The organism is Halorubrum sp. GN12_10-3_MGM, assembly GCF_005435235.1.
Lineage (GTDB): Archaea > Halobacteriota > Halobacteria > Halobacteriales > Haloferacaceae > Halorubrum > Halorubrum ezzemoulense.
The window spans coordinates 21,231-47,971 of record NZ_SGUB01000015.1; the positions used below are offsets into that span (position 1 = coordinate 21,231).

Genomic DNA, 26,741 nt, shown 5'->3' on the forward strand with positions numbered 1-26,741 from the left:
ACTGCTGCGGCTGACGACGACCGCCGACTTCGCGAGCTGGTACGCCGCCGGCCGCGCGTACACGGCCGGCGTCGCCGAGGGAATGGGCTTTTCGGGCGTCGACAGCCTCAACGGCGACCGAGTCGAGCGCCGCCTCCGGACGGCCCCCGACGAACTGACGCCGGACGAGGCCCGGTCGGTCGCGGCGACGCTGCTCGCGGACGGGGCGTTCTCGGAGCCGTACTGCGAGTGGCTGCCGACGTGGTACGAGCTCGCGCTCATCGCGCCGGTGCGGTACTGCGACTGGCGGCTGCGCCGAGTCGCCGGCGCGGTCGCCGACCGGGCGTCCGTGACCGCGACCGCGCCGCGGTTCTCGCGGCCGGCCGACGTGCGGATCGACGGCGCGCCGGCGCTGTCGCGGGCCTCCGGCTTCCGCGAGCGGTTCCTGCTCGCCGACTCGCTGCTCCACTTAGAGTGGTTCGTCCACGTCGCGGCCGCGGACGGCATCGACGTGCCCGCCGACCTTATCGCGCGGACCCGCGAGGAGTCGCTGTCGTACTACGGCGGCGATCGGGACCACCTCTCGCCGGACGTGCGTCGGTTCCAGCGGCACCTGTTCGCCGACGACCGCTGGGTCCGGCGCGTCGACGAGGCGTACGACCTCGACAGCGCCCTGTTCGGGCTCTGGGAGCGACTGCTGCGCGACGAGCGTCGGCGGCTCGACGAGAGCTGACGACGCGGACTCCGAGCCGAGGACAGTCGTCCGGAATGCTGTTACAGACCCTGTAAATCGTTACGGGATCCGAACGCGGAACGGGAGGTAAGTATAGACCGATTCATCGATTATGAGGTTGTACGAACCGGTATCCGGTTCGCTGTCCCCGACGCTCCGGCCCTCGTTTTGACGGACGATCGGTGTTCAGTCGTCGACGAACTGTTTCCGGTCGGGCTACCGCACGGTGCCAGTCGCTCGTTCGCGGGTTCGCGTCCGGGACGATCCCCCATGCTGCGCCGTCGGAGACAACTCGGTCCCGAGTTGTGTTTTATTCACCGTTTCGCATGCCGGAAGCTTCATAGGTCGCCTCGCGGATCCTCCGGGTACACGAATGGCAGTACTCTTGCTGGAGGACGTCGACGCCGACGACGTCGGGACCGTCGGTGGGAAGGCCGCGTCGCTCGGCGAACTCATCGGTGCGGGGCTCCCGGTGCCGCCGGGGTTCGCCGTCACCGCGGGCACGTATCGAACGTTCATCGAGGAGGCCGGGATCGACGACGAGCTGTTCGACGCGGTCGACGTGGACCCGGAGGACTCCGCCGCCCTCCGCGAGGCCGAGGCGACCGCCGAGCGGCTGATCCTCGACACCCCGTTCCCCGAGGAGGTCCGCGAGGAGATACTGGAACAGTACCGGGCGATGGGCGAGGACGGCGAGGAGGCGTTCGTCGCGGTCCGCTCGTCCGCGACCGCCGAGGACCTCCCCGACTCCTCGTTCGCCGGCCAGCAGGAGACGTTCCTCAACGTCCGCGAGGACGACCTCCTCCGGCGCGTCAAGGAGTGCTGGGCCTCGCTTTTCACCCAGCGCGCGATCTACTACCGGCAGCAGCGCGGGTTCCCGCACGCGGACGTCGACATCGCGGTCGTCGTCCAGCGGATGGTCGACGCCGAGAAGTCCGGCGTGATGTTCACCAGCCACCCCTCGACGGGCGACCCGCAGGTCACCATCGAGGCGGCGTGGGGGCTCGGCGAGGCGGTCGTCTCCGGAACCGTCTCGCCCGACAACTACGTGTACGACCGCGAGCGCGGCGCGGTCGACGAGGTCACCGTCGCGGACAAGAAAGTCGAGATGGTGAAAGACCCCGACACCGGCGAGACGGTCCAGCTCGACGTCGACGAGGACCGGCGGAGCGAGCGGGTCCTCTCGGACGGGGAGATCGGCGACCTCGTCGAGCTCGGCGAGCGCGTGGAGGACCACTACGGCGCCCCGCAGGACGTCGAGTGGGCGATCTACGGCGGCGAGATATACATGCTCCAGTCGCGCCCGATCACGACGATCCGAGAGGACGCCGGCGACGAGGGCGGAGCGAGCGGCGCCGACGCGGCGGCCGCCGACGGCGAGGGCGCGACGACTGCGCGGGGCGGCGACGACGACGCGGACGTGCTCGTCGACGGGCTCGGCGCCAGCCCGGGCGTGGTCTCCGGGGCCGTCCGGCTCGTCCACAAGCTCGACCACCTCGATCAGGTACAGGAGGGGGACGTGATGGTGACGGAGATGACGATGCCCGACATGGTGCCGGCGATGAAGCGCGCCGCCGGCATCGTCACCGACGAGGGAGGGATGACGAGCCACGCCGCGATCATCTCCCGCGAGCTCGGCGTCCCCGCGGTCGTCGGGACGGGGAACGGGACCCGCGTCCTCGAAGACGGCCAGCAGGTCACGCTCGACGGTGACAAGGGGACGCTCCGGGCCGGCGAGGACGAGTCGGCCGAGCCGGGCGAGGAGTTCGAGCCGGTCGAGGCCGCGCGCCCCGAGACCCCCGTCAAGCCGATGACGGCGACGGAGGTGAAGGTGAACGTCTCGATCCCGGAAGCGGCCGAGCGCGCGGCGGCGACGGGCGCCGACGGCGTCGGCCTGCTCCGGATCGAACATATGGTGCTGTCGCTCGGGAAGACGCCCGAGACGTACATCGCCGACCACGGCGCCCGCGCCTATCAGGACGAGCTGATCGAGGGCGTCCGGCGCGTCGCCGACGAGTTCTACCCGCGACCGGTCCGCGTCCGGACCATCGACGCGCCGACCGACGAGTTCCGCGAGCTGGAGGGCGGCGAGGGCGAGCCGGCCGAGCACAACCCGATGCTCGGCTGGCGCGGGATCCGCCGGAGCCTCGACAAGCCCGAGCCGTTCCGGCAGGAGCTGGCCGCGTTCGCGCGCCTCTACGACATGGGGTACGACAACTTGGAGGTGATGTTCCCCCTGGTCAACGACGCCGCCGACGTGGAGGGGATCGCGCGGCACATGCGCGAGGCCGGGATCGACCCCGAGACGCACCGCTGGGGCGTGATGATCGAGACGCCCGCCAGCGCGCTCCAGATCGAGGAGCTCGCCGAGGCGGGCATCGACTTCGCCTCCTTCGGGACCAACGACCTCACCCAGTACACGCTCGCGGTCGACCGCAACAACGAGCACGTCGCCGACCGGTTCGACGAGCTCCACCCCGCCGTGTTGCGGCTCATCGGCGACACCATCGAGACGTGCCGCGAGCTCGGCGTCGACACGAGCATCTGCGGGCAGGCCGGCTCGAAGCCCGAGATGGTCGAGTTCCTCGTCGAGAAGGGGGTCTCCTCGATCTCGGCGAACATCGACGCGGTCCGCGACGTCCAACACGAGGTGAAGCGGACCGAACAGCGCCTCCTACTCGATTCGGTTCGCTGAGTCCGCTCGCGGTGCGTTTCTCTCCCGGCGCCGAGAGCGGAACGGGTAAGAGCCGCCCCACGTAACAGGGTGGCAGATGCGACAGCCGGAACCGGAGCCGCAGTCGTTCGACCGGGTGCTCTCCTCGATGTGTACCGAGCCGCACCCGGACGCCCGCGCGGCCGCCGAGCGATTCCTCGCGACGAACCCCGGCGACCCCGCGACGTACGAGTCGGTGGCGGAGCTGGAGGCCCGGGCGGTCGAGGGGCTCGCGACGCTCGCGGCCCACTCGGCCCCCGCCGACGCCGCGGGGTACGTCACCTCCGGCGGCACCGAGGCGAACGTCCAGGCGGTGCGGTCGGCGCGGAACCGACACGGCGGGAGCGACGGGAACGAGGTCAACGTCGTCGCGCCGGCGAGCGCGCACTTCTCGTTCACGAAGGCCGCGGAGGTGCTCGGGGTCGAGCTGCGGACGGTCCCCCTCGACGACGACTTCCGGGCCGACGTCGACGCCGTCGCGGCCGCGGTCAACGACGGGACCGCACTCGTCGTCGGCGTCGCCGGCAGCACGGAGTACGGGCGGGTCGACCCGATCCCCGAGCTGGCGGCGATCGCCGAGGAAGTCGGGGCGCGGTTCCACGTCGACGCCGCGTGGGGCGGGTTCGTCCTCCCGTTCACCGACCACGCGTGGGCGTTCGCCGACGCCGCGGTCGACACGCTGACGATCGACCCCCACAAGTACGGGCAAGCCCCGGTGCCGGCGGGCGGCCTGCTGGCGCGCGAGGACGCCGCGCTCGACGCGCTCGCGGTCGACACCCCCTACCTGGAGTCCCGGTCGCAGGCGACGCTGACCGGGACCCGGAGCGGCGCGGGCGTCGCGGGCGCCGTCGCGGCGATGGACGCGCTGTGGCCCGACGGATACCGCGAGGCGGCCGAACGCGCGGCCGACAACGCCGACTGGCTCGCCGACGAGCTCGCGGATCGCGGCTACCGCGTCGTCGAGCCGGAGCTCCCGCTCGTCGCGGCCGACGTGCCCGAGTCGGAGTTCGAGTCGCTCCGCGACGCCGGCTGGAAGGTGTCGCGGACCGGCGCCGGCGAACTCCGCGTCGTGTGTATGCCGCACGTGACGCGCTCGGCGCTCCGGGCCTTCGTCGACGACCTCGACCGGATCCGGCGGTAGATTTCGCTGTGATTTCCGGCCGCCGAGGCGGCGATTTCTTATAAGTAGAGCGGGGTCGACGCCGCGTTCGGATCAACATATTCACTACGGGTCACCACGAACCGCCTCGTATGAGTTCGGACGACGTCTCTCGGCGCGCGTTCATGCGGACGGCCGGCGGTGCGGCGGCCGCCGCCGGCGCGGCGACGGCGACGGCGGGGACGGCGGCGGCACAGGAAGTGGAGCCCGACTGGCCCAGCGCGACCGAAGGGAACGTCGGGTCGTACACCGACGCCCGCGGTCAGGACTCGGTGACCATCTCGGTCGGGGCGGGCGACCAAGGCCTCGCGTTCGACCCGACACTCGTGTGGGTCGACGAGGGGACGACGATCACCTGGGAGTGGACGGGCGCCGGCGGCTCCCACAACGTCCAGACGGTCGAGGGCGGCGGCCCGGCCAGCCTCGACAGCGGCGACCCCGTCGGCGAGGAGGGAGCGACGTACGAGTACGAGACGTCGAGCGAGGACGCCGGGATCACCCACTACCACTGCGTGCCCCACACCGCGGTCGGCATGCACGCCGGCCTCGCCGTCGGCGAGGACATCCCCACCGTCGAGGTCGGCGGCGGCGGGTCGAACGCGGTGTTCGTCCCGGACGCCGCCCGCGCGCTCGGCATCGCGACGTTCATCGCGATGGTGAGCACGCTGGGGCTGGCGTTCGTCTTCATGAAGTACGGCGGCACGATCACCGGGCAGGACCAGGCGTAGCGGGCGGTCGCTCCCCTCTCGCCGTCCGTCGCGCCGGTCCGCGGTCCTCCCGACAGTTCGCGGTTCTTCCTCCGTTCGCGGGTCACCCCGCAGTCCCGTCACTCCCCGTCGACGAGCTCCTCGTACAGCGCGACGTACCGGTCGATAACCGCCTCGCGGTCGAACGACGCGAACTCGCGGTCGACCGCACGGCGTTCGAGGTCGCCGACCGCGACGAACTCGTCGGCCAGCTCCGCCGGGCTCGTGACGAGTCGCCCGCGCTCGCGCCCCTCGACGAGCTCGTGGGCGCTGGAGTCGGCCTGGTACTCCACGAGGGCGACGCAGCCGCACGCGACCGCCCACAGCAGGTCGGTCGCGAACGTCTCCCACGTGGCGGTGGCGACCGCGACGTGCGTCCCCTTGAGTATCGGGAGCCGCTCGTCGAGCGGCAGGTCGCCGAGGAACTCGACCCGGTCGGCGATCCGGAGGTTGCTGGCGGTCGCCTCGATCCGGCCGCGCTCGGGGCCGTCGCCGATCACCGCCGCGGTCCAGTCGCGGCCGCGCAGCTCGGCGAGCCCGAGCAGGAACGTCTCGACGTTGGCGTGGCGGTCGAGTCGCCGGGCGTACACCGCGTCGAAGCGGTCGTCGACGCCGGCGGACTCGACCGCGTCGAAGTCGATGCTCTCGGGGAGCACGCGCACGTCGTCGCCGTCCGCCCCGTGCTCGCGGACGCGGGTCTTCGTGGTCCGCGAGGGGGTCGAGACCGCGTCCGCGCGGCGGGCGAGCGGCCGGTACCACCGGCGGGCGTCGGCGGGGTGGTCGCGCCACCAGTCGACGACGACCGGGACCCGCGAGAGCGACCCCGCGACCGTGGCTGCGAGCGCCGGCGTCGGCGGGCTGTTGACCGCGTGGACCACGTCGGCTCCCGCGCGCCGGACCGCGGCCGGGAGCCGCGCGGCGAACGGGATCGGCGCGGGCTCGACGGTGACCGCCCGGAACCCGATCCCGTCCTCCTCGAAGGCGTCGTGGTCGCCGCCCCACCACTGTGCGCAGAGCCAGACCACGTCGTGGCCGCGGTCGGCGAGCGCGCGAGCGGTCCGCAGGGTCCGCGTTCGCGCCGGGGTCTCCCCGTGTCCGGGGGCGAAGAGCGAGGCGAACGCGACGCGCATACGCCGACCGCACGGGGGGAGTCGGTAAAAAGACACGGCATCTCGAGGAGTCGCGGGACCGCGGCGAGGGTTCCGTCACCCGAAACGGTTTCACGGCAGGCGCGGAACCGAGTGTCATGCGACAGTACGACATCGAACGCTACCTCAACGTGCGGAACGCGGGCGGCGCCGACCTCGGCCCCGACGGTCGGCTGTCGTTCCTCCTCGACACGACCGGCACGGGGCAGGTGTGGTCGGTCCGCGGGCCCGAGTCGTGGCCCGAGCAGCACACGTTCTTCGAGGAGTCAGTCTCCTTCGTCGACTCCTCGCCGGAGCGGTCCGAAGCGGTGTTCGGAATGGACGAGGGCGGCAACGAGCGCGCGCAGCTGTACCTGCTCAACTACGAGTCGGGGGGGATCACCGAGCTGACGGCCAAGCCGGAGGCGAAACACCGGTGGGGCGGCTGGGACTCGGCGGGCGACCGGTTCGCGTTCGCGTCGAACCGCCGCGACGAGGCCGTCTTCGACGTGTACGTTCAGGCCCGCGACGAGACCGGCGACGACGCGGAGCTGGTCCACGAGGGGGACGGCTGGCTCTCCGTCGCCGGGTGGTCGCCGAGCGACGACCGGCTGATCGTCCACGAGGCGCACTCCTCGTTCGACCACGACGTGTACACCCTCGACCTCGCGAGCGGCGACCTGACCCACCACACGCCCCACGAGGGCGACGTGCGGTACGCCGGTCCGGAGTGGGGGCCCGACGGCGAGAGCGTGTACCTCGTCACCGACCGCGACACCGACACGCTCCGCCTGGAGCGGATCGACCTGGAGACCGACGAGTTCGCCGTCGTCGCCGACGGGGGCGAGTGGAACGTCGACGGCGTCGCGATAGACGAGTCCTCCCGCCGGGTCGTCTACTCCCGGAACGTCGACGGCTACACCGAACTCACGGCGGGCGAACTCGTCGCCCCCGACCGCATCGACGAGTTCCCGGAGCCGGACCTCCCGGACGGCGTCGCCGGCGGCGTGAGCTTCGGGCCCGACGGCGACCGGTTCGCCGTGACGACGACGGGGAGCACCCACAACGCGAACGTCCACGTCGTCGACGCGACGAGCGGCGAGGCGGAGCGGTGGACGCGCGCCTCGACCGCGGGGATCCCGGCGGACACGTTCGTCGAGCGCGAGCTGGTCCACTACCCGACGTTCGACGGCCGGGAGATCCCAGCGTTCTTCTCCGTGCCCGAGACGGAGCCGCCGGAGTCTGGGTACCCGGTCGTCGTCGACATCCACGGCGGGCCGGAGTCGCAGCGGCGGCCATCCTTCGCCTCTGTGACGCAGTACCTGCTGAACAACGGGTACGCGGTCCTCGAACCGAACGTCCGGGGCTCCTCGGGGTACGGGAAGGCGTACTCCGGGCTCGACGACGTGGAGAACCGGATGGACTCGGTGAAGGACGTCCGGGAGGGCGTCAGCTGGCTCCACGACCACCCCGAGGTCGACCCGGACCGCGTCGTCGCGATGGGCGGCTCTTACGGCGGGTTCATGGTGCTCGCGTCGCTGACCGAGTACCCGGAGCTGTGGGCCGCCGGGGTCGACATCGTCGGCATCGCGAACTTCGTGACGTTCTTGGAGAACACCGGGGAGTGGCGGCGGTCGCTGCGCGAGGCCGAGTACGGCTCGCTCGACGCGGACCGCGAGTTCCTCGAGTCCGTCTCCCCGATCAACAACATCGACCGGATCGCGGCCCCGCTGTTCGTCCTCCACGGCGAGAACGACCCGCGGGTGCCCGTCGGCGAGGCGGAGCAGATCGTCGAGGAGGCGCGCGAACAGGGCGTCCCGGTGCGGAAACTGATCTTCGAGGACGAGGGACACGGGTTCGCGAAGCTCGACAACCGGATCGAGGCGTACCGCGGGATCGTCGACTTCCTCGCGGAACACGTCTGAAGGGTCGCCGCCCGGTCCCCGTGTCGCGCTCAGGACCGGCACGCCCGTCGCCGTGGCCGCCGGGGAGTCGGTGCGCCGTGGCCGCCGAATGCGGGTCCGGTGTGAAAGGGACGGCCGTCACCGTCGGTCGTCTCTCCGATTTTTCCAGAGCGGATACAGCTCTAAGAGCGCGATCAGTGAGATCGCCACACCCGCCACCAGCATCAGCGTGTCCGGGTTAATGTCACGCATGCTCGCAGTACGGTCCGCGGCCTCAAATCGTTTCGTGCGGTTCGCGGGAGGGTGGGCCGGCCGTCGGCGGTCCGAGCGACGGCGTCCGCTCGTGCGGAGTCGCCAGTGTTGACGGGGACGAGTCGCGTTCGCCGCTGATACCGAGATACATTAGCGTGGGGGCCGTACCGGACGTATGCTCCAAGATCCGGTCGACGCTGTGACAGACGACGAGCGCGTGTTCGCGGCGGTCATGATCGTGCTGTCGGTCCTGATCTTCGTGCTCGTGTTTCGGAGCGAGCGGTCGGGGTCATCGTGACGCCGCCGCCGGCGACGTGAGACGAATACGGCCCGAAGTAGGGCTCACAGCAAGGAAACACATATGCCCGTCTGGGGCGTTAATCGTATGTGAGCGATACAACAGAAGAGACGGCGGCAGAAGTTGTCGAAGAGGTCGGTAGTGACGGACTCGGACCCGCGGTGTTCGCGTCCGTGGGGTCGGTGGCGCTCGCGCTGTACTTCTACTACGTGCGCGGCGACAAGCAGCGCGGGCAGTTCGTCGGTCTGTGGCCCGTGACGATACTCGGTCTCGCATCCTATTTCAAGCTGGAAGAGATTCGAGAGGCGCTCTCGGCGAGCGACGACTGAACGGGGTCCACTCGGACCGTCTGATCGCGTCCCGACACGCCGTGGTCCCTTCCGGTGGCGTAGTTCGTCCGTGACCGCCGACGGACGCGAACGGCCGTGACGATTATACGCGTACGCGTGGGAGCATGAGGGAATGAACGGGTCCGAACCGCTCGGGCTGCTGCTCGATCAGGCCCAGGACAAGATCGCCCTGGTCGACGACGAAGGTCGGTTCACGTTCGTTAACGGGGCTTCAGAGCGGATTCTCGGCATCCCGCCGGCGGAGCTCGTGGGCGAGGTCGCCTTCGAGTACATACACCCGGACGACCGTGAGGCGGTCCGTGCGGCGTTCCAGCGAACGATCACCAGCGACGGGTTCGCCGAGGAGACCGTCGAGTACCGCCACCACACTGCGGACGGGTCGTGGGTCTGGCTGGAGAGCCGGATGTCGAATCTCACCGACGACGAACTCGACGGGTACGTCGTCAGCTCGCGGGACGTGACCGACCGCGTCCGCGCCGAGCGGCAGCGCGCAGAGGCCACCTCCCACCTCAAAGAAATCGCGGCGGTCTCCGGCGACGTCCTCTGGATGTTCGACGCGGACTGGTCGGAGCTCCTCTTCGTGAACCCCGCGTACGAGGACATATACGGCACGCCGACTGACGAGATCCGCGGCGACCCGGACAAGTTCCTCGACGCGGTCCATCCGGACGACCGGCCCGCGGTCGAGGAGGCGATGGAACTGCTCGCCGCGGGCGACTCCGTCGATATTGAGTACCGGGTGAACCCCGAAGAGAACTACAACCGGTGGGTGTGGGTCCAGGGCGAGCCGATAATCGAGGACAGCGAGGTCGTCCGCATCACGGGGTTCACCAAGGACGTCACCGACCGCCGCCGTCGGGAACGACAGCTCGTCGTGATGGACAACCTCCTGCGCCACAACCTCCGGAACGAACTCAACATCGTCCTCGGGACGGTCGAGGACCTCGAGGCCGACGTACCGGAGGCGGCGGAACACACGGCGGTGATCCGACGGGTCGGCGAACGCCTCCTCCAGACCGCAGAGAAGGAACGGGAGGTCATCGACCTCATCACCGACCAGCGGGAGACCGATCGGATCGACCTCCGGAGCGTGGTCGAGGGGTGCGTCGAGACCGTCAGGGACCGATACCCCGAGGGGTCGATCACGGTCGACGGCCTCGACGCGGTCACCGTCGACGGGCGCTGCGAACTCCGGTCGGCGGTGACCGAACTCCTCGAGAACCCGTTTCAGCACAGCGACGACGGGAGGCCGACGGTGACGGTCCGACTGCGTCGGACCGACGACGGCGCCGAACTCGTGATCGAAGACGACCTCCCGGCGATACCGTCGGTCGAGGCCGACGTGCTCACCGGCGACCACGACATGACGCACGTCTACCACAGCAGCGGCCTCGGCTTCTGGGTCGTCTACTGGAGCGTGGAGCTGTCCAACGGGGACGTCGCGGTCGACTCCGATCCGGCCGGCCGCGAGCGCGGCAACCGGATCACGGTGTCGCTCCCGCGGGCGGCGAAGTGAGCCGGACGCCCTACCAGTCGGGCCCGAAGTCGGGGTTCAGCTGCCGGTCGGTCCGGCCGAGCGTGTCGATGGCCTCGACGTCCTCGTCGTCGAGTTCGAGGTCGAGGCTCGCGAGGTTGTCGCGGATGTGGTCGATCCCGGTCGCCTTCGGGATGGCGGTGACGCCGGACTCGCGCAGCCACGCGAGGCTCACCTGCGCCGCGCTGACGCCGTGCTTCTCGGCGATGTCGGCGATCGCCGGGTCGTCGAGGATCTCCCCGCGGGCGAGCGGCGAGTAGGCGACGAGCTCGATGCCGTTGGCGTCGGCGTAGTCGCGGAGCTCCTCCTGGCGGAGCAGCGGGTGCATCTCGACCTGGTTCGCGAACGGCGCCTCGCCGAGCGCGTCCGTCGCGGCGTCGAGGTGTTCGGGTTCGAAGTTCGAGACGCCGATGCGGTCGATCAGGCCGTCGTCGCGGAGCTCGGCGAACGCCGGCAGCGTCTCCTCGGGCTCGTACTCCCCGGCCGGCCAGTGGACGTACATGAGATCGACCGCGTCGACGCCGAGCTTGTCGAGGCTCTCGCGGGTCGACGAGGCGACGTCCGCGGGCGCGAGCTCGTCGATCCACACCTTCGACGCGAGGAAGATGTCGTCGCGGTCGACGTCGCTCTTCGCGATCCCGTCGCCGACGGCCGCCTCGTTGCCGTAGATCTGCGCGGTGTCGACGTGGCGGTAGCCGGCGTCGAGCGCGTTCGCGACCGACTCGGTACACTGGGCGGGGTCGTCGTTCTCCCACGTGCCGAGCCCGAAAACGGGCATTCCGTTCCGCGTCGGCGTCGCGGGCTGCTGCTGTTGGTCTGTCATCGCTCAGGTCTACTCGCGTGAGCCGAAAGTCGCTTGCGGTAGGGGCGGGCGCGGCCGCGTCACGGGCCGCCCTCAGTCGTCCGCGAGCAGCGCCCGCGAGGAGTTCGTCACCACGAGGAGGCTCGACGCCCCCATCGCGACGGCGGCGAAGAGGGGGTTCAGCAGTCCGGTCGCCGCGAGCGGGATGGCGATCGCGTTGTAGCAGAACGCCCAGCCGATGTTCCCCTTCACGCGCCGGCCGGCCGCCCGGGCGAGCTCGAAGACGGTCGCCACGGAGCCGAGCTCGTCGTCGACGATCGCCACGTCGGCGGCGTCGGCCGCCATCGCGGTGCCGCCGCCGAGCGCGACCCCGAGGTCGGCCGCCGCGAGCGCCGGCGCGTCGTTGGTGCCGTCGCCGACCATCACGGTGACGCCGCGCTCCTTCAGCCGCCCGACCGCCTCGGCCTTCCCCTCGGGCGGCACGCCGGCGAACACCGACGAGACGGCGGCGTGCTCGGCGAACACAGTCGCGGCGCGCTCGTCGTCGCCGGTGAGGACGATCACCTCGACGCCCGAGCGATCGAGCGCCGTCACCGTCTCCTCCCAGCCCTCGCGGAGCTCGTCGCCGACCACGAGGAACCCCTCCGCGGCGCCGTCGCGGCCGACCGCGACCGGGACGCGCCCCACGTCCCGCGCGTCGGCGACCGCCTCGCGGACCGCGTCGGGGACGGTCCACCCGCGCTCGTCGAACAGGTCCGGGTGGCCGACGACGACCTCGACCCCGTCGACGACGCCGGAGACGCCGCGGGCGTGGTCCTCGAAGGACTCGACCGCGGGCCCGCCCGCGTCGGCCGAGGGGTCCGGCCCCTCCGTCGAGGCGTCGACCGCCTCCGCGCCGCCGTCGGCGACGGCCGGCCCGGTGCCGTCGCCGGTCGCGCCGTCGAGCGCGGCGCCCTCGGTGCCGACCTCGGCTCGCGCCGCCGCGACGGCCTGCCCGACCGGGTGCGCGGAGCGCGATTCGAGCGCGGCAGCGAGCCGGAGCAGGTCGTCGTCGACCTCGCGGGCGATCGGCCGCATCTCGCCGGTGGTCAGCGTCCCGGTCTTGTCGAAGACCACCGTGTCCGCGTCGCGGATCCGCTCGAAGACGGTGTCGTCGAACACGACGATGTTGCGCTCCAGCGCGTCGCGGATGCCGGCGGCGACCGCGAGCGGCGTCGCCAGCCCGAGCGCGCACGGGCAGGAGACGATCAGCACCGTCAGCCCGACGAGCATCGCGTCGGTCGGTGCCCCGCCGAGCGCGAGCGACGCGCCCGCGGCGACGACCGCGATGCCGAGGACGGCGGGGACGAACACCGTCGCGAGCCGGTCGGCGAGCTTCTGGACGCCGTGGTTCCCGCTCTGGAGGTCGTACACCAGCTCCGCGACGCGGTCGAGGCTGGAGGTCGCGTCCGGGCCGACCGCGACCGTGAGCGACCCGTCGGCGACGACGGAGCCGCCGACGACCGCGTCGCCGGCGACCTTCCGGACCGGGAGCGACTCGCCGGTGACGACCGACTCGTCGACCGCGGCGTCGCCGTCGACCGCCTCGCCGTCGACCGGGACCCGCTCGCCGGCGCGCACGAGGAGCCGGTCGCCCGGTTCGAGCGCGTCGACGGCGACCGACTCCGGCTCTCCGTCCGCGGTCAGCCGCCGGGCGTCGTCGACTTGGACGGCGGTGACCTCGGAGAGCAGTTCGGTCGCGCGGTCCTTCACCGAGTCCTCGTAGTGGTTGCCGACGGTGACGATGACGACGATGGCGACGGTCACGTCGTAGTATATCGAGGGCGACTCGACGAATATCACCGCGAGCGTGCTGTAGAGGTAGGCGCTCACTGCCGCGATGGCGACGAGGAGGTCCATGTTCGGCGAGCGCGTCTTCGCGCTGACGTACGCGCCCCGCAGGATCGGCTTCCCGGTGAAGAAGAGGACGATGGTGGTGAGGACGCCGATGACGATGAAGAAGTACGTTCCGGAGGTCGAGGCCATCGCCTGGTTGAGGTACTCCAGCGTGCGCTCGTTGTAGAACGGGAACGCGAAGTAGGTCGGGTAGATGAGGACGATGTACTGGAGCATGACCGCCATCCCGACGAGGACGCCCGCGGCGAGCCGCGCCGTCGCCATGTTCCGCGCCTGTCGGCGCGAGAAGGCGTCGTCGCGGTCGTACGCGCTGTATCCAAGCCCGCTCACGGTCTCGGTGAGGTCGTCGATGGTGACCGCGTCCGGGTCGTGGTCGATCCGCACCGTGTCGGTGACGTAGCTCGCGCTCGCGCCGCTGACGCCGTCGGCGTCGGTCGCGACCGTCTCGATGAACGCCTCGCAGGTCGCGCAGTGCATCCCGTCGACCTCCAGGAACGTCGCCTCGTGACCCTCGGGCACGTCGCGGTCGCCGGACCCGCCCTCGGCGTCGGGGTCGTCGGGCCCGCCCGCACCGTCGTCGCCGCGTTCCTGCCGCCGCTCGCGGACCGCGTCGGCGTCGACGTCGACGTCGCCGAGCGCGGCGTACACGTCGCGGCAGCCGGTACAACAGAAGCGGTTGCCCTCGCCGTCGGTGACGTCGACGCCCTCGGTCGGAAGCTCACAGAGGGTACACGCGGAGGGGTCGTCGCCCGCGTCCGGCGGTCGAGCGGCCCCGCTCATTTCACATGCCCCCCATGCCGGCGTCGAGCGGGTTCCAGAACGGGAGCCGCGGGTGCGGCACGTGGATCCCGACGGACATCAGCCCGTGAGCGAACAGCACGTAGCCGAGCGCGACGAACGCGACGCCGAGCAGCCGGTGGACCCGGCGGCGGTGGACGGGGTCGACGCTCTCGATCAGCGTCCCGTAGGCGAAGACGGCCGGGATCGTCCCGAGCCCGAGCGCGCCGAGCGCGACGCCGCCGGCGACCGCCGAGCCGCTGGCGAACGCGTAGAGGTACGCCGGGTAGAGGATCGGACAGGGTAACAGCCCGTGGACCGCGCCGAGCGCGACGATCCCCGGGCCGTTCGCGAGGCGGTCGACGTACCCGGTGAGCCACCCGGTGACGCGTTCGAGGCCGGGGAGGTGGACCCCGCCGGTCGCGCCGCCGAGGAGGTACCTGACGCCGACGAGGATGACGGCCGCACCGACGAGGAGGCCGACCCCGCCGCGGACGGTTTCGGCGGCGCCGGTCAGGGTCGCGGTGGTGACGAACACCGCGCCGCCGAGCGCGCCCAGCAGCGTTCCGATTGTCGCGTAACTCGCCGCGCGTCCGAGGTTGAACAGCGTGTGCTGGCGGACCTCGTAGGTGGTGAGGTGCCCCTCGCGGCCGGTCGCCCTGTCCGCCGTGCGCGCGGCGCCCGCCCCGCCGCCGTCGGTCCGGCCGCCGTCGGCGTCCATCCGACTCGCGTAGACGGTGACGAGCGGGCCGCACATGCCGATACAGTGGGCGCCGCCGAGCAGCCCGATCGCGAGGAACAGCAGGACGTCGGTCCCGAGGAGCGGCGAGAGGTCCATCTCTCAGTCACCCCTCGTTCGTGACGCGGGCGGGAATGGATTTCGGCGGGGGGCGGGCGGGCTCACGGCTCACTCCTCGACGACGACGGTCCCGTACATGCCGCCCTCGCGGTGCGGGATACAGACGTACTCGTGGGCGCCGGGGACCGTGAAGGTGTGTTCGAAGCGGTCGCCGTTCTTCAGGATGCCGCCGAAGTCGGACTGCCACGCCGCCTTGGCGGTCTCGAAGTCGTCGAAGCCGCCGGAGGCGAAGAACTCCGCGCCGTCAGGCAGTCCGCCCTCGGTCGCGGTGACGGTGTGCGACCGCGCGCTCGTGTTCTCCCAGACGACGGTGTCGCCGACCGAGACCGTGATCTCTCGGGGCTGATACGCGGCGGCGAGCATCCCCACGTCGAAGTCGGGTTCGCCGCCGACGTCCGCGCATCCGGCGAGGCCGACCGCCGTCGCCGCGCTCCCGACGGCGCCGGCCCGTCGAAGGAACCGTCTCCGGTACATACCTCTCCTCGGGGCCAGAACGGTTTCAATACCGCGGTCGCCCTCGGCGCGCGGGAACCTACCCGCCGACGAGGTCCTCGAAGACGCGGCGCTGCGCGGCCGCGAGGTGTTCCGAGAACGTGGCGCGGGCGATGCCGATGGCGTCGGCCACCTCCGTCGCGCTCGCCTCGCGGGGGTGTTCGAAGTAGCCGAGGCGCTGAGCGGTACGGACCACCTCCCGCTGCCGGTCCGTGAGCCGCCCCCGGTCGACGACGACAGGGTCCGATCGACTGTCGGCCCCGCCGGAGCTGGTGAGCCGTTCGAGCCGCGCGGACTCGCCGGTCGCCTCCAGCGCGTCGATCACGTCGCCCAGCGGGTCGGCCGCGGGCAGCGACAGCCCGAGCCGGACGCGGTCGGGCGCCGTCCGGACCGTCACCGACGAGACCGGGTAGCCGAGCGACTCGACCGCGTCGGCGGGGAACTGCCCCGGCGCCCTGCTCCGGCAGCGGTAGACGAACTCGTCGCCGCCGTCGAAGACGAGCTCGGCGTCGACGGCGCGGTCGGCGCGGAACTGCGAGACCACCCCGTCGTCGACGCGGATGCGGTCGACGTCCTCCGCGACCGCGCCGGGCGGCAGCACCGCCGCCACCGGCGCCGGCGTCGGGTCGCGGACGACCACCTCGACGCGGACGCCGGCGGTGCCGGGTCTGCCGGCCGCCCGCGACCCGTCCGAACCGCTCCGGGCCGCCTCGGCGTCGGCGACGCCGCCGTCGCTCGCGGCGACCGGCGCTCCGCTCCCGACCGCGTCCGGAGCGCCGTCGGCTCCGGCGGTGCCGGAGGATCCGAAGCGATCGGCAGGACCGGAGTCAGACGACCGCGACCGCCGTCCCATATGTCGATCAAACGGTCGAAGTCGGAAAAAAAGCGAGCCGAACGAGTACGCGTCGCCGCCGCTCGCTGGAGCGCGTAATAAAGCCCCGTCGAGAGTTGGCGTCGACTGACGGGGACCGAGACCAAATCGCACACATGAGCGACGAGTCGCTTCGGAGGCAGTCGGTGGGCGTAGTGGGGGCGGGCGTTGGGGGGCTCTCCGCGGCGGCGTACCTCGCGGCCGCCGGCGCGGAGGTGACGGTGTACGAGCGCGCCGAGCGCGTCGGCGGGGTCGCCGGTCGGATCGAACTCGACGGGTTCCGGTTCGACACCGGGCCGTCGTGGTACCTCCTTCCGGACCTGTTCGACCGGTTCTTCGACGACTTCGGTCGGTCGACCGAGGAGTTCTACGACTTGACGCGGCTCGACCCCCACTACCGCGTCTTCTGGGACGACGGCGACAGCGCCGACGTGCCCGCCGATCCCGACGCGGCCGCCGAGCTGTTCGAGTCGTACGAGGCGGGCGCTGGCGAGGCGTTCCGCGAGTACCTCGCCGACGCCGAGCGAGCGTACGACGCGGGGATGGACCGGTTCGTGCTCCCCGGACGATCGCGGTTCCGAGACTACCTCTCGCTGGACGTCCTCGCCGGGGGACGGGAGCTCGACCTCCTCTCCACGCTCGACGAGACGGTGCGGTCGTACGTCGATCACCCGAAGCTCAGGCAGCTGTTGGAGTACACGCTCGTCTTCCTCGGCGGGTCGCCGCACAACACGCCGGCGCTGTACCAGCTGATGAGCCACGTCGACTACGGGCTCGGCGTCTACTACCCCATGGGCGGGATGTACGAGGTGATCGAGGCGGTCGAAACGGTGGCGCGCGACGCCGGCGCAGACGTTCACACGGGCGTCGAGGTGACGGCGCTGGAGCCGATAGACGGCGGCGTCGAAGTCGAGCTCGGCGGCGACCGCTACGTCCACGACCGGGTCGTCTGTAATGCGCCGCCGGCGCACGTCGAGCGCGAGCTGCTCCCCGACGGCGCCGTCTCGCGGGTCGGCGACTACTGGGACCGGCGGACGTACGGGCCCGCGGCGCACCTGCTGTACCTCGGCGTCGAGGGGGAACTGCCGGAGCTGGAACACCACACGCTCGCGCTGCCGACGGACTGGGACCCGCACTTCGCGGCGATATTCGACGACCCCGCGTGGCCGACTGGGGAGACGGACCCGGTCGTGTACGTGAACGTGCCCTCGCGCACCGACCCGTCGGTCGCGCCCGACGGCCACGAGGCGGTCGTGACGCTCGTGCCGCTCGCGCCCGGGCTCGACGACACCCCCGAGCGACGGACGGCGCTCAGGGAGCGCGTCCTCGACGCCGTGGCGTCGCGGGCCGGCGCCGACCTCCGCGGCCGGATCGTCGCCGAGGAGTCCGCGTGCGTCTCCGAGTTCGCCGAGCGGTTCGACCAGCCCGGCGGGAGCGCGCTCGGACTCGCGCACACGATGCGACAGACCGGCCCGCTCCGCCCCGGGCCGCGCGTCCGCGGGACCGACCGGCTCTACTACGTCGGCGGGAGCAGCAACCCGGGGATCGGGGTGCCGATGTGCCTGCTCGGCGGCGAACACTGCGCGGCCGCCGTCGAGGCGGACGTCGGCGCTGGCCCGCTGGACCGACTCCCGCTGGTCGGTCGATGACCGCGAGGGACGAAACGATCGTCTGGTATTTAACCGATAAATAAGAATATTTCGAATAATACGAGTCGGTTCCGGAATCTGTTAGAAAAACCTTACCAGTCAGGTTGGTACATTTAATAAATACGCCACGTGATACACACCGTCGCATGATCGAAACAGCAGCGGCCGACATACTCGCAGGCGGAATGGTCCCGCTCGAAATGACCCAAACGCAGATCTTCGAGGCCGTTCAGAGCGACACGCTCCTCGCTTCGTCGCTCTGGATCAACATCGCCCTCGCGGGCCTCTCGATCCTCCTCTTCGTGTACATGGGCCGGAACGTGGAGGACCCGCGCGCGCAACTGATATTCGTGGCCACGCTGATGGTCCCGCTGGTCTCTATCTCCAGTTACACCGGCCTCGTCTCCGGGCTCACGGTGAGCTTCCTCGAAATGCCGGCCGGCCACGCATTGGCCGGGCAGGAGGTTCTCACCCCGTGGGGCCGGTACCTCACGTGGGCGCTGTCGACGCCGATGATCCTCATCGCGCTCGGCCTGCTGGCCGGGTCGAACACCACGAAGCTGTTCACGGCCGTCGTGGCCGACATCGGGATGTGCGTCACCGGCCTCGCGGCCGCGCTGACGACGTCTTCGTACCTGCTCCGCTGGGTGTGGTACGCGATCAGCTGCGCGTTCTTCGTCGTCGTCCTCTACATCCTGCTCGCCGAGTGGGCCGAGGACGCCGAGATCGCCGGGACGGCGGACATCTTCAACACGCTGAAGGTGCTCACCGTGGTCCTCTGGCTCGGCTACCCGATCTTCTGGGCGCTCGGCGCCGAGGGGTTGGCGGTGCTTGACGTCGCGATCACCTCGTGGGCGTACAGCGGGATGGACATCGTCGCGAAGTACCTCTTCGCGTTCCTCCTGCTCCGGTGGGTCGTCAACAACGAGCGGACGGTCGCCGACGTGGCGTCCGGCCTCGGCTCGGGCTCGCGCGGCGGTGCGGCGCCCGCCGACGACTGAAGCCGGTCGCGTTCTCTCGGACCTTTTTTCGGTCGCTCGCCCGCCAGCGGTCGGCGTGACGACCGAGAGCAAAGCGCTAAACCCGCGGCGGCGGTGAATCGGGACATGAAACAGGCGATCGTCGCGCGGACGGACATCGGGATGGGCGAGGGGAAGCTCGCCGCGCAGGTCGCGCACGCGTCGCTGTCGGCGTATCAGGACGCGAGCGAGCGGGCGCGGAAGAAGTGGCAGGGCGAGGGACAGAAGAAGGTCGTCCTCAAGGGCGACTCCGAGAGCCGGCTGTTCGAGCTGGCCGACAAGGCGGACAGGGAGGGGCTCCCGTACGCGATCGTCCGCGACGCCGGGCACACACAGTTAGAGCCCGGCACCGTCACCGCGCTCGCGGTCGGGCCGGCCCGCGACGACAGCGTCGACCGCGTGACCGGCGACCTCTCGCTGTACTGAATGGCCCCCGAACGCACTCTCCGCGAGGCGCACCCGACCGAGCGCGCCGTCGGGATCGCGTACTACGTCAGCGACGCCGACGGGATCGGCGGCCGGCTCCGCGAGTCGCCGGAGGACTTTCGGGTCCGGGAGCTGGAGGCGTTCGACGCGGAGCCGCTCGGCGCCGAAGCGGGGAGCTACCCCGAACTCGTCGTCCGGGCGACGCTCCGCGACTGGGACACGAACGACTTCGCGCGCCGGCTCTCGGACGCCCTCGGGATCAGCCGCGAGCGCGTCTCGTGGGCGGGGACGAAGGACAAGCGCGCCGTCACCACGCAGCTGTTCACGGTCCGCGGGGTCGACGCGGACGCGCTCCCCGAGATCCGCGGCGCCGATGTCGAGGCGCTCGGCCGGGCGGGGCGGAGCCTCTCGTTCGGCGACCTCGCCGGCAACGCCTTCGAGATCCGCGTCGCGGACGCGGTCGGGGAGGCACCCGAGCGTGTCGCGGACGCGGTACAAGACCTCCGGGCGTTCGCGGGCGGCGCGGACGGGCCGAACGACTCCTCGACCGGTGAGCGGGCGTTTCCGATCGAGGCGACCGTCGGCGTCCCGAACTACTTCGGCCAGCAGCGTTTCGGCAGCCGGCGACCGGTCACCCACGTCGTCGGGCTCGCGATCGCCTGCGAGGACCCCCGCGAGGCGGTCCGGCTGTACGCGGGTAACCCGGCCGAGACGGAGCCGGACGACACCCGCGCCGCGCGCGACCGTGTGAACGCGGCCTTCGGCGTGAGCGACGGTTCCGGAGCCGACGACGGCTTCGGGGCCGACGGCAGTCCCGGCGACGGCGGTCGCGCCGCCGACGGCACGGGCGACGGCGACTGGGCCGCGTGCCTCGACGCGATCCCCGGGAAGCTCCGGTTCGAGCGGTCGATGGTCCACCGGCTCGCCGACCGCGGCGTCGACCCCGACGCGCCGCCCGACGACGAGGACTGGTGGCACGCGCTGGAGGCCGTTCCCTCGAACCTCCAGCGGCTGTTCGTCAACGCCGCGCAGTCGTTCCTCTTCAACCGGATCATCAGCGAGCGGCTGCGCCGCGGCCTCCCCTTCGACCGCCCCGTCGCCGGCGACGTGGTCTGTTTCGCCGACGGCGACGCGCCCGGGGAGCTGTACGCGCCCGACGCGGACCGGCTCCAGCGGGTCGACGCCGACCGCGTCGACGTGGTCGCCAGGCACTGCGAGCGCGGGCGGGCGTTCGTCACCGCGCCGCTGGTGGGCACCGAGACGGAGCTCGGCGACGGCGAGCCCGGCGAGATCGAACGCGAGGTGCTCGCGGACGCCGGCATCGAGCCGGGGGACTTCGACCTCCCCGGCGAGTTCGACTCCGCGGGCACCCGGCGGGCGATCCTCCTTCGGACCGACCTCGACGCGTCGTTCGCGGACGGCGACCCCCGGTTCGCGTTCGCGCTGCCGAGCGGGTCGTACGCGACCGTGCTGCTCCGCGAGTTCACGAAGCGCGGCCCGCTAGCCCGCTGATCGATCCGCGTTTGTGTATTTTCGTTAACCTCGAGGCGGCGGAAACCACCACGATACTGCGACACGTTCCGAGCCGTTTTTGTGCGGCTGTCGTCAATCGAGGCCATGACCCGAATCGTCGTCATCGACCTCCACGGCCAGTTCACGCACCTCGAACGGCGGGCGCTCCGCGACCTCGGCGTCGACACCGAGATCGTCTCGGCCGACGCGCCGGCCGACGAGGTCGACGCTGACGGGGTCGTCCTCTCGGGCGGGCCCGACATGGACCGCGTCGGGAACGCGCCGGACTACCTCGACCGCGACCTCCCCGTCCTCGGGATCTGCCTCGGGATGCAGCTGATCGCCAGCGAACTCGACGGCGCGGTCGGCGAGGGCGACTACGGCGGCTACGCCGACGTGGACGTGGAGATCGTCGACGACGAGGACCCGCTCGTCGGCTCGCTCGCGCCGGAGACGCGCGTCTGGGCCTCCCACGCCGACGAGGTGACCGAGCTGCCCGACGGGTTCGGTCGCACCGCCACCTCCGACGTCTGCGGCATCGAGGCCATGGCCGACCCGGACGCGGGGCTGTACGGCGTCCAGTGGCACCCGGAGGTCGCGCACACGGAGCGCGGCGAGGAGGTCTTCGAGAACTTCGTCGCGATCTGCGAGTCGGCCTGACGGCGTCGCGCGGACCCGAGGCCCGCCGGTAGCGGCGGTGAAAGAACGGAAGGAGACGGCGAGCGCCTACTCGTCGAACAGCTCGTCGACGGCCTCGCCCGCGGTCTCGACCGCCTCCTGCGCGACCGCCTCTCTGTCTGGCTCGGCGTCCGCGGGCGCGTTGAGGTAGACGTCGACGTCGAGGACCCCGTCCTCGAAGGTGACGGTGACGTCGAGATCCGTGACGGCCGACTGGTCGTAGTGTTTGAAAACGATCCCCTCGGCCGCCTCGGCGGCGGTGCGAACGACCTCATCGTCGCTCGGGTCCGAGGCGGCGTCGGCGTCGTCGGCCACGGCCTTACGCGCCGCCGGCGCCCGGGCCGCCCGGTCCCATCGGGCCGCCGCCGCCGGCGCCGCCCTGGAGCATCTGCTGGAGCTCGCTCTGGAGGTCGTCGAACTGCTCCTCGACGCGCTCCTCCTGCTTCGTGAGCTGCTCGACGCGGACCTCGAGCGAGTCGACCTTGTCCTCGAGGTCGTCGTAGGCGGACTCGTAGTCCGTCTCGACGAGGACCTCGCCGATCTCGCGGTACATGCCCGCGTCCTCGTCGACGTCTTCGAGGGCGTCGAGGGCGGTCTTCGACTCGTTGAGCGCGGACTGCGCCTGCTCCTTCTGCTCGGCGACCTGCTGTGCGGTCTCCTGAAGCTCCTGCAGCTCCTCGATCTTCTCCTGTGCCTCGGGCGGCATGTTCCCTTGCATGGGCGGACCGAGGCGGCCCGGACAGAAAAACCCCTTACTTCTCCGACGAGGGACAATTCGCAGCGCAGCGGACTGAAGGGCCGCCGTATCGGCATCTCCGGTGATCCTCAATCGCGGCCGGTACCGACGCGTTCGGCGACGGCGATCAGTCGCGACCAGCTGTTGACGCCGGCGCGCAGCGCCACGAGGTCGTCGGCGAGCACGCGGATCCGGACAGCGTCGCCCTCGCGGTCGACCGTCGCGGTCGAGCGGGCGTCGTCGATCTCGCCGATCTCGGGGCCGAGCGCGTCGGCCACGACCCGTGCGCGCCGCTCGGAGGGGTAGGTGAACGAGAGGACCGTCTCGTGTGCGCGCGTCACGGTCCGAGAGGGAGACGAAAGCGTCGGATTACTCGACGTTCACTTCCTTCACGTCGCCGCCGCGCTCCTTCAGGAGGACGCGGTGGCCGCAGTACGGGCAGCGCACGCCGCCGTACTCGTCGAGGGTGACGTCGCGCTTACAGCGGGAGCACTTGTAGCTCATCGTCCTATTCCTCGTCGGCGAGCGCGGCGCGGATGGAGCGGCGGACGGTGCGACCGCCGGGCGTCTCGGGGCGGTACGCGCCGCCCGTGAACGTCTCGCCGGTCTCCTCGTTGACCCAGATGCCGGTACCCACGCGCTTGACGTCGTCGCCGTCGACGGTCGCGTTGCGCATCTCCTCTTCGATGTCCTGGACCCGCTTGCGGGCGACCCGGCCGTAGCGAGCGCCGAATCGGCCCGCGCTGCCGGTGCTTCGAGCCTTGTCCTCAGCCATAGTAGCCACTCCTACCGCCAGCGCAGGTAAAAAGGCTGCGAGTCGCGGCGGTTGGAAAGTCACGCGCGACGAGAGAAGGCAACCGGATGTGACGGCGGCGCGTGCCTGCGAGCGGCCGGAGCGAAGCGGAGGCCGCGAGGGGCACGCGCGAGGGAGTCAGTCGCCCGAAGCGAAGCGAGGGCGAGTGACGAGGCTGGGGAGGTGTGAGGCACGGGGCGGCGCTGTGCGGGGTGGGACTCGAAGGGGCAGCCGTGAGGGCGCCGTAGGCGATGTAAGCACCGGAACGAGGGAGCGAACGAAGTGAGCGACCGAGTGAGGAGCACAGCGAGCGTACGGCGCCCTCACGGCTGGGGCTTTGGCGGTGGGAACCGGCGATCTGTAGCTGACCGAGCAGAGTTGAGCGGCTTGAGCTTCGGCTGTGTTCGACTCCGGAGTACCGATATGAATGGAACACACACCCGCGTATCGACCGCAACACATTTCACAACCAAGTAATACTACCAAGTTGTATGGACGGATTCAACGGCTTCGCGGACGTGAGCGAGACCGACGTGACGAAGGCGATCGGGAACGAGTGGACCGACGGATTCCTCGATTTCACCGACTCCGAGGTCATCGTCCTCGGCGGCGGCCCCTCCGGACTGATGGCCGCGAAGGAGCTGGCCGAGCGCGGCGTGAAGGTGATGATCGTCGAGAAGAACAACTACCTCGGCGGCGGCTTCTGGCTCGGCGGGTTCCTGATGAACACCGTGACGGTCCGGGACCCCGCCCAGGAGATCCTCGACGACCTCGACGTGGAGTACGAACCGGTCGAGGACGTGGACGGGCTCTACACCGCCGCGGGGCCGGAGGCCTGCTCCGGGCTGATCAAGGCGGCCTGCGACGCCGGCGCGCGCGTCCAGAACATGACCGAGTTCACCGACCTCGTCGTCCGGGACGACCACGAGGTCGGGGGGATCGTGATGAACTGGACGCCGGTCCACGCGCTCCCGCGCGAGATCACCTGCGTCGATCCGATCGCGGTCGAGTCCGACCTCGTCATCGACGCGACCGGCCACGACGCGGTCGCGATCAGCAAGCTCGACGAGCGCGGCGTCCTCTCGGCGCCCGGGATCGAGCACGCGAAGGAGCACAACACCGGCATGGACCAGACGGGCGACGGCGAGTACGGCGCGCCCGGCCACGACTCGCCCGGCCACGACTCGATGTGGGTCGGTGAGAGCGAGGACGCGGTCGTCGAGCACACCGGCGTCGTCCACGACGGCCTGATCGCCTCCGGGATGGCGGTCGCGACCGCCCACGGCCTCCCGCGGATGGGCCCGACGTTCGGCGCGATGCTCGTCTCCGGCAAGCGCGCCGCGCAGTCCGCGCTCGACGAGCTCGGCGTCGACGCGCCCGAGGTGTCGCTGTCGACCGGTAGCGCGCCCGCGCCCGCCGACGACTGAAAATCCGTCACCGCTGACGCTGCGGCGACCGACCCTCCACCGTTCCGATCGCTCGGCGATACGTACTCGACTGCGGAGCGACCGCGAACGCCGGCAGGGCCCCGGTCGCGGGCTCCGTGTCCGGGACCCGCGAGGGGACCGTTCTTCACGAACGTTCACTCGGGAGCGACTCAACCGGGTGCCTTTTTCAGCCGCTACGCCGAACCCGGCGGTATGCGAAACGCCAAGATCGTCTGTACGATCGGTCCCGCCTCGGACGACCGGGACACGATCCGCGGCCTCGCCGACGCGGGGATGTCCGTCGTCCGACTCAACGCCAGCCACGGGACGACCGACCACCGGGAGACGGTGATCGAGCGCGCCCGCGCCGTCGACGACGAGATCGACGACCCGCTCGCGGTGATGGTCGACCTGAAGGGGCCGGAGGTCCGCACCGCCGAGATCGACGACCCGATCGCGCTCGCCGAGGGCTCGGAAGTGAGCTTCCTCGAAGGCGACGACGCGACGCCCGAGCGCGTCGGGCTCACCCACTCGATCGGGGCCGCCGAGCCGGGCGACACGATCCTCCTCGACGACGGCCGGATCGAGTGCCGCGTCGAGCGCGTCGACGGCGAGTCCGTGGTCGCGACGGTCGTCTCGGGCGGCAAGCTCGGCTCCCGGAAGGGCGTGAACCTGCCGGGCGTCGCCATCGACGTGGACCTGATCACCCCGGAAGACGAGGCCGAACTCGACCTCGCGGCCCGGACGAACGCCGACTTCGTGGCGGCCTCGTTCGTGCGCGACGCGGACGACGTGTACCGGATCGCCGACGAGCTGGAGGCGCGCGGCGGCGACGACATCCCGATCGTCGCGAAGATCGAACGCGCCGGGGCGGTCGAGAACCTGGAGGGGATCGTCGACGCCGCCGACGGCGTGATGGTCGCCCGCGGCGACCTCGGCGTCGAGTGCCCGCTTGAGGACGTGCCCGTGATCCAGAAGCGGATCATCCGGACCTGCGTCAACGAGGGCGTCCCCGTCATCACCGCGACGGAGATGCTCGACTCGATGGTCTCCTCGCGGCGGCCGACCCGCGCGGAGGCCTCCGACGTGGCGAACGCCGTCCTCGACGGCACCGACGCCGTGATGCTCTCCGGCGAGACCGCGGTCGGCGAGGACCCGATCAACGTCGTCGACACGATGGACCGGATCGTCCGGCAGGTCGAGTCTAGCGACGAGTACGCCGAGACGCGCGAGCAGCGCGTCCCGACCGCCGAGGAGGGCTCCCGGACGGAGGCGCTGGCGCGGTCGGCGCGCTACCTCGCGCGCGACATCGGCGCCTTCACGGTGGTCGCGGTCTCCGAGTCGGGCTTCACGGCGCGAAAGACCGCGATGTTCCGCCCGGGCGTCCCGGTCGTCGCGACGACGCCGAACGACCGGGTCCGCCGACAGCTCGCCCTCTCGTGGGGAGTCCGACCGGTGTTGACCGAGTACGCCAACGACATGGAGTCGATCCTCGACAACGCGGTCGACGCCGCGCTCGACCGCGGCGGCGCGGCGTCCGGCGACACCCTCGTGGTCCTCTCCGGGATGCTCACCGAGCTGGAGGGGACGAACACGACGAACACCCTGAAGGTCCACGTCGCCGCGGAGACGCTCGTGACCGGGAAAGGGGCCGTGGCCGGCCGCGTGGCCGCCCCGGTCCACCGGACCGAGGACGGCGACCTCGACGCGCTCCCCGAGGACTCCGTGGTCGCGCTGGGGCCCGAGTTCAACGGGGAGTTCGGCGGCGACCTCGACCGGATCGCCGGCATCGTCGACGCCCGCGAGGGGATGACCGGCTACCCCGCCGTCGTCGCCCGCGAGCTGGGCGTCCCGATGGTCTCCGGCGCCGCCCTCCCCGAGTCGGTCGCCGACGGGACCACGGTGACCGTCGACGGCGAGCGCGGCGTCGTCTACGACGGCGACGTGCTCCGCGCGGCCCGCGAGCGGTAAGTACCGGCGACGCCCGCGACGCGACCGCCGCGCTCGGT

26 protein-coding genes are annotated in these 26,741 nt (G+C 71.1%); 15 read left to right on the forward strand and 11 right to left on the reverse strand.

What is annotated here, in order from left to right:
* Positions 1-82: 82 nt before the first annotated feature.
* The 4 genes from EXE47_RS11790 (at position 83) to EXE47_RS11805 (ending at position 5,312) form a co-directional block, all read left to right on the forward strand.
* On the forward strand, positions 83-712 hold the full coding sequence (locus EXE47_RS11790; RefSeq protein WP_049932475.1) for a hypothetical protein: 630 nt from the start codon (positions 83-85) through the stop codon (positions 710-712).
* 373 nt (positions 713-1,085) lie between these two features.
* Positions 1,086-3,407, forward strand: coding sequence for a phosphoenolpyruvate synthase (gene ppsA / locus EXE47_RS11795; RefSeq protein ID WP_086216187.1), 2,322 nt, complete (start codon positions 1,086-1,088; stop codon positions 3,405-3,407).
* A gap of 76 nt (positions 3,408-3,483) precedes the next feature.
* The gene (gene mfnA, locus EXE47_RS11800) at positions 3,484-4,566 is read left to right on the forward strand and encodes a tyrosine decarboxylase MfnA (RefSeq protein ID WP_089307937.1); all 1,083 of its coding nucleotides are present in this window, start codon (positions 3,484-3,486) and stop codon (positions 4,564-4,566) included.
* A gap of 110 nt (positions 4,567-4,676) precedes the next feature.
* Positions 4,677-5,312, forward strand: a complete 636-nt coding sequence (locus tag EXE47_RS11805; RefSeq protein ID WP_049932469.1) for a halocyanin domain-containing protein — start codon at positions 4,677-4,679, stop codon at positions 5,310-5,312.
* 98 nt (positions 5,313-5,410) lie between these two features.
* Here the strand turns inward: EXE47_RS11805 and EXE47_RS11810 are convergent, their stop codons facing one another.
* On the reverse strand, positions 5,411-6,460 hold the full coding sequence (locus EXE47_RS11810) for a glycosyltransferase (RefSeq protein WP_089307938.1): 1,050 nt from the start codon (positions 6,458-6,460) through the stop codon (positions 5,411-5,413).
* 116 nt (positions 6,461-6,576) lie between these two features.
* Here EXE47_RS11810 and EXE47_RS11815 point away from each other — a divergent pair, with 116 nt between their 5' ends.
* The 4 genes from EXE47_RS11815 to EXE47_RS11825 all read left to right on the forward strand — a co-directional run bounded on the left by EXE47_RS11815 (position 6,577) and on the right by EXE47_RS11825 (position 10,777).
* Entirely contained in the window at positions 6,577-8,382 is a 1,806-nt protein-coding gene (locus EXE47_RS11815; RefSeq protein WP_089307939.1) for a S9 family peptidase, read from the forward strand.
* Between the two features lie 406 nt (positions 8,383-8,788).
* Positions 8,789-8,911, forward strand: coding sequence for a hypothetical protein (locus EXE47_RS19215; RefSeq protein WP_254921814.1), 123 nt, complete (start codon positions 8,789-8,791; stop codon positions 8,909-8,911).
* 89 nt (positions 8,912-9,000) lie between these two features.
* Complete coding sequence (locus EXE47_RS11820) at positions 9,001-9,240, forward strand: hypothetical protein (protein WP_049932464.1); 240 nt, start codon at positions 9,001-9,003, stop codon at positions 9,238-9,240.
* Positions 9,241-9,373: 133 nt separating this feature from the next.
* Entirely contained in the window at positions 9,374-10,777 is a 1,404-nt protein-coding gene (locus EXE47_RS11825) for a PAS domain-containing sensor histidine kinase (RefSeq protein WP_199237895.1), read from the forward strand.
* A gap of 10 nt (positions 10,778-10,787) precedes the next feature.
* Here the strand turns inward: EXE47_RS11825 and EXE47_RS11830 are convergent, their stop codons facing one another.
* The 5 genes from EXE47_RS11830 to EXE47_RS11850 form a co-directional block, all read right to left on the reverse strand.
* A complete protein-coding gene (locus EXE47_RS11830) occupies positions 10,788-11,573 on the reverse strand; it encodes an aldo/keto reductase (RefSeq protein WP_094495235.1) in 786 nt (261 codons plus the stop codon).
* A 117-nt stretch (positions 11,574-11,690) separates the two neighbouring features.
* Entirely contained in the window at positions 11,691-14,273 is a 2,583-nt protein-coding gene (locus EXE47_RS11835) for a cation-translocating P-type ATPase (protein WP_137708345.1), read from the reverse strand.
* A gap of 1 nt (position 14,274) precedes the next feature.
* Positions 14,275-15,108, reverse strand: coding sequence for a sulfite exporter TauE/SafE family protein (locus tag EXE47_RS11840; RefSeq protein WP_049932459.1), 834 nt, complete (start codon positions 15,106-15,108; stop codon positions 14,275-14,277).
* A 69-nt stretch (positions 15,109-15,177) separates the two neighbouring features.
* Entirely contained in the window at positions 15,178-15,603 is a 426-nt protein-coding gene (locus EXE47_RS11845; RefSeq protein ID WP_137708346.1) for a plastocyanin/azurin family copper-binding protein, read from the reverse strand.
* Positions 15,604-15,661: 58 nt separating this feature from the next.
* The gene (locus EXE47_RS11850; protein ID WP_089307941.1) at positions 15,662-16,474 is read right to left on the reverse strand and encodes a helix-turn-helix domain-containing protein; all 813 of its coding nucleotides are present in this window, start codon (positions 16,472-16,474) and stop codon (positions 15,662-15,664) included.
* 134 nt (positions 16,475-16,608) lie between these two features.
* Here EXE47_RS11850 and EXE47_RS11855 point away from each other — a divergent pair, with 134 nt between their 5' ends.
* The 5 genes from EXE47_RS11855 to EXE47_RS11875 all read left to right on the forward strand — a co-directional run bounded on the left by EXE47_RS11855 (position 16,609) and on the right by EXE47_RS11875 (position 21,758).
* Positions 16,609-18,141, forward strand: coding sequence for an NAD(P)/FAD-dependent oxidoreductase (locus EXE47_RS11855; protein WP_137708347.1), 1,533 nt, complete (start codon positions 16,609-16,611; stop codon positions 18,139-18,141).
* Between the two features lie 200 nt (positions 18,142-18,341).
* Positions 18,342-19,142: a bacteriorhodopsin gene (locus EXE47_RS11860; protein WP_086220664.1), complete on the forward strand. Its 801-nt coding sequence runs from the start codon at positions 18,342-18,344 to the stop codon at positions 19,140-19,142.
* A 105-nt stretch (positions 19,143-19,247) separates the two neighbouring features.
* Positions 19,248-19,586, forward strand: a complete 339-nt coding sequence (pth2, locus tag EXE47_RS11865) for a peptidyl-tRNA hydrolase Pth2 (RefSeq protein WP_089307943.1) — start codon at positions 19,248-19,250, stop codon at positions 19,584-19,586.
* Positions 19,587-21,098 carry a tRNA pseudouridine(13) synthase TruD gene (gene truD / locus EXE47_RS11870; protein ID WP_137708348.1) on the forward strand — a complete coding sequence of 504 codons (1,512 nt, stop codon included), beginning with the start codon at positions 19,587-19,589 and terminating at the stop codon, positions 21,096-21,098.
* 105 nt (positions 21,099-21,203) lie between these two features.
* On the forward strand, positions 21,204-21,758 hold the full coding sequence (locus tag EXE47_RS11875) for a GMP synthase subunit A (RefSeq protein ID WP_049932452.1): 555 nt from the start codon (positions 21,204-21,206) through the stop codon (positions 21,756-21,758).
* A 66-nt stretch (positions 21,759-21,824) separates the two neighbouring features.
* On the opposite strand, the gene EXE47_RS11880 is transcribed toward EXE47_RS11875, so the two are convergent.
* The 5 genes from EXE47_RS11880 to EXE47_RS11900 form a co-directional block, all read right to left on the reverse strand.
* Positions 21,825-22,091, reverse strand: coding sequence for a DUF3194 domain-containing protein (locus EXE47_RS11880; RefSeq protein WP_049932451.1), 267 nt, complete (start codon positions 22,089-22,091; stop codon positions 21,825-21,827).
* A gap of 4 nt (positions 22,092-22,095) precedes the next feature.
* On the reverse strand, positions 22,096-22,482 hold the full coding sequence (locus tag EXE47_RS11885) for a prefoldin subunit beta (RefSeq protein WP_008440520.1): 387 nt from the start codon (positions 22,480-22,482) through the stop codon (positions 22,096-22,098).
* A gap of 119 nt (positions 22,483-22,601) precedes the next feature.
* The gene (locus EXE47_RS11890; protein ID WP_086220662.1) at positions 22,602-22,853 is read right to left on the reverse strand and encodes a KEOPS complex subunit Pcc1; all 252 of its coding nucleotides are present in this window, start codon (positions 22,851-22,853) and stop codon (positions 22,602-22,604) included.
* Between the two features lie 28 nt (positions 22,854-22,881).
* Positions 22,882-23,016, reverse strand: coding sequence for a DNA-directed RNA polymerase subunit P (locus EXE47_RS11895; RefSeq protein WP_004049526.1), 135 nt, complete (start codon positions 23,014-23,016; stop codon positions 22,882-22,884).
* A gap of 4 nt (positions 23,017-23,020) precedes the next feature.
* Positions 23,021-23,287 carry a hypothetical protein gene (locus EXE47_RS11900; RefSeq protein ID WP_049932448.1) on the reverse strand — a complete coding sequence of 89 codons (267 nt, stop codon included), beginning with the start codon at positions 23,285-23,287 and terminating at the stop codon, positions 23,021-23,023.
* A 509-nt stretch (positions 23,288-23,796) separates the two neighbouring features.
* On the opposite strand from EXE47_RS11900, the gene EXE47_RS11905 reads away from it, so the two are divergent.
* Together EXE47_RS11905 and pyk are read left to right on the forward strand one after the other, a co-directional pair.
* Positions 23,797-24,732 carry a sulfide-dependent adenosine diphosphate thiazole synthase gene (locus EXE47_RS11905; protein ID WP_089307945.1) on the forward strand — a complete coding sequence of 312 codons (936 nt, stop codon included), beginning with the start codon at positions 23,797-23,799 and terminating at the stop codon, positions 24,730-24,732.
* Between the two features lie 213 nt (positions 24,733-24,945).
* Positions 24,946-26,703 carry a pyruvate kinase gene (pyk, locus tag EXE47_RS11910; protein ID WP_137708349.1) on the forward strand — a complete coding sequence of 586 codons (1,758 nt, stop codon included), beginning with the start codon at positions 24,946-24,948 and terminating at the stop codon, positions 26,701-26,703.
* Positions 26,704-26,741 lie beyond the last annotated feature (38 nt).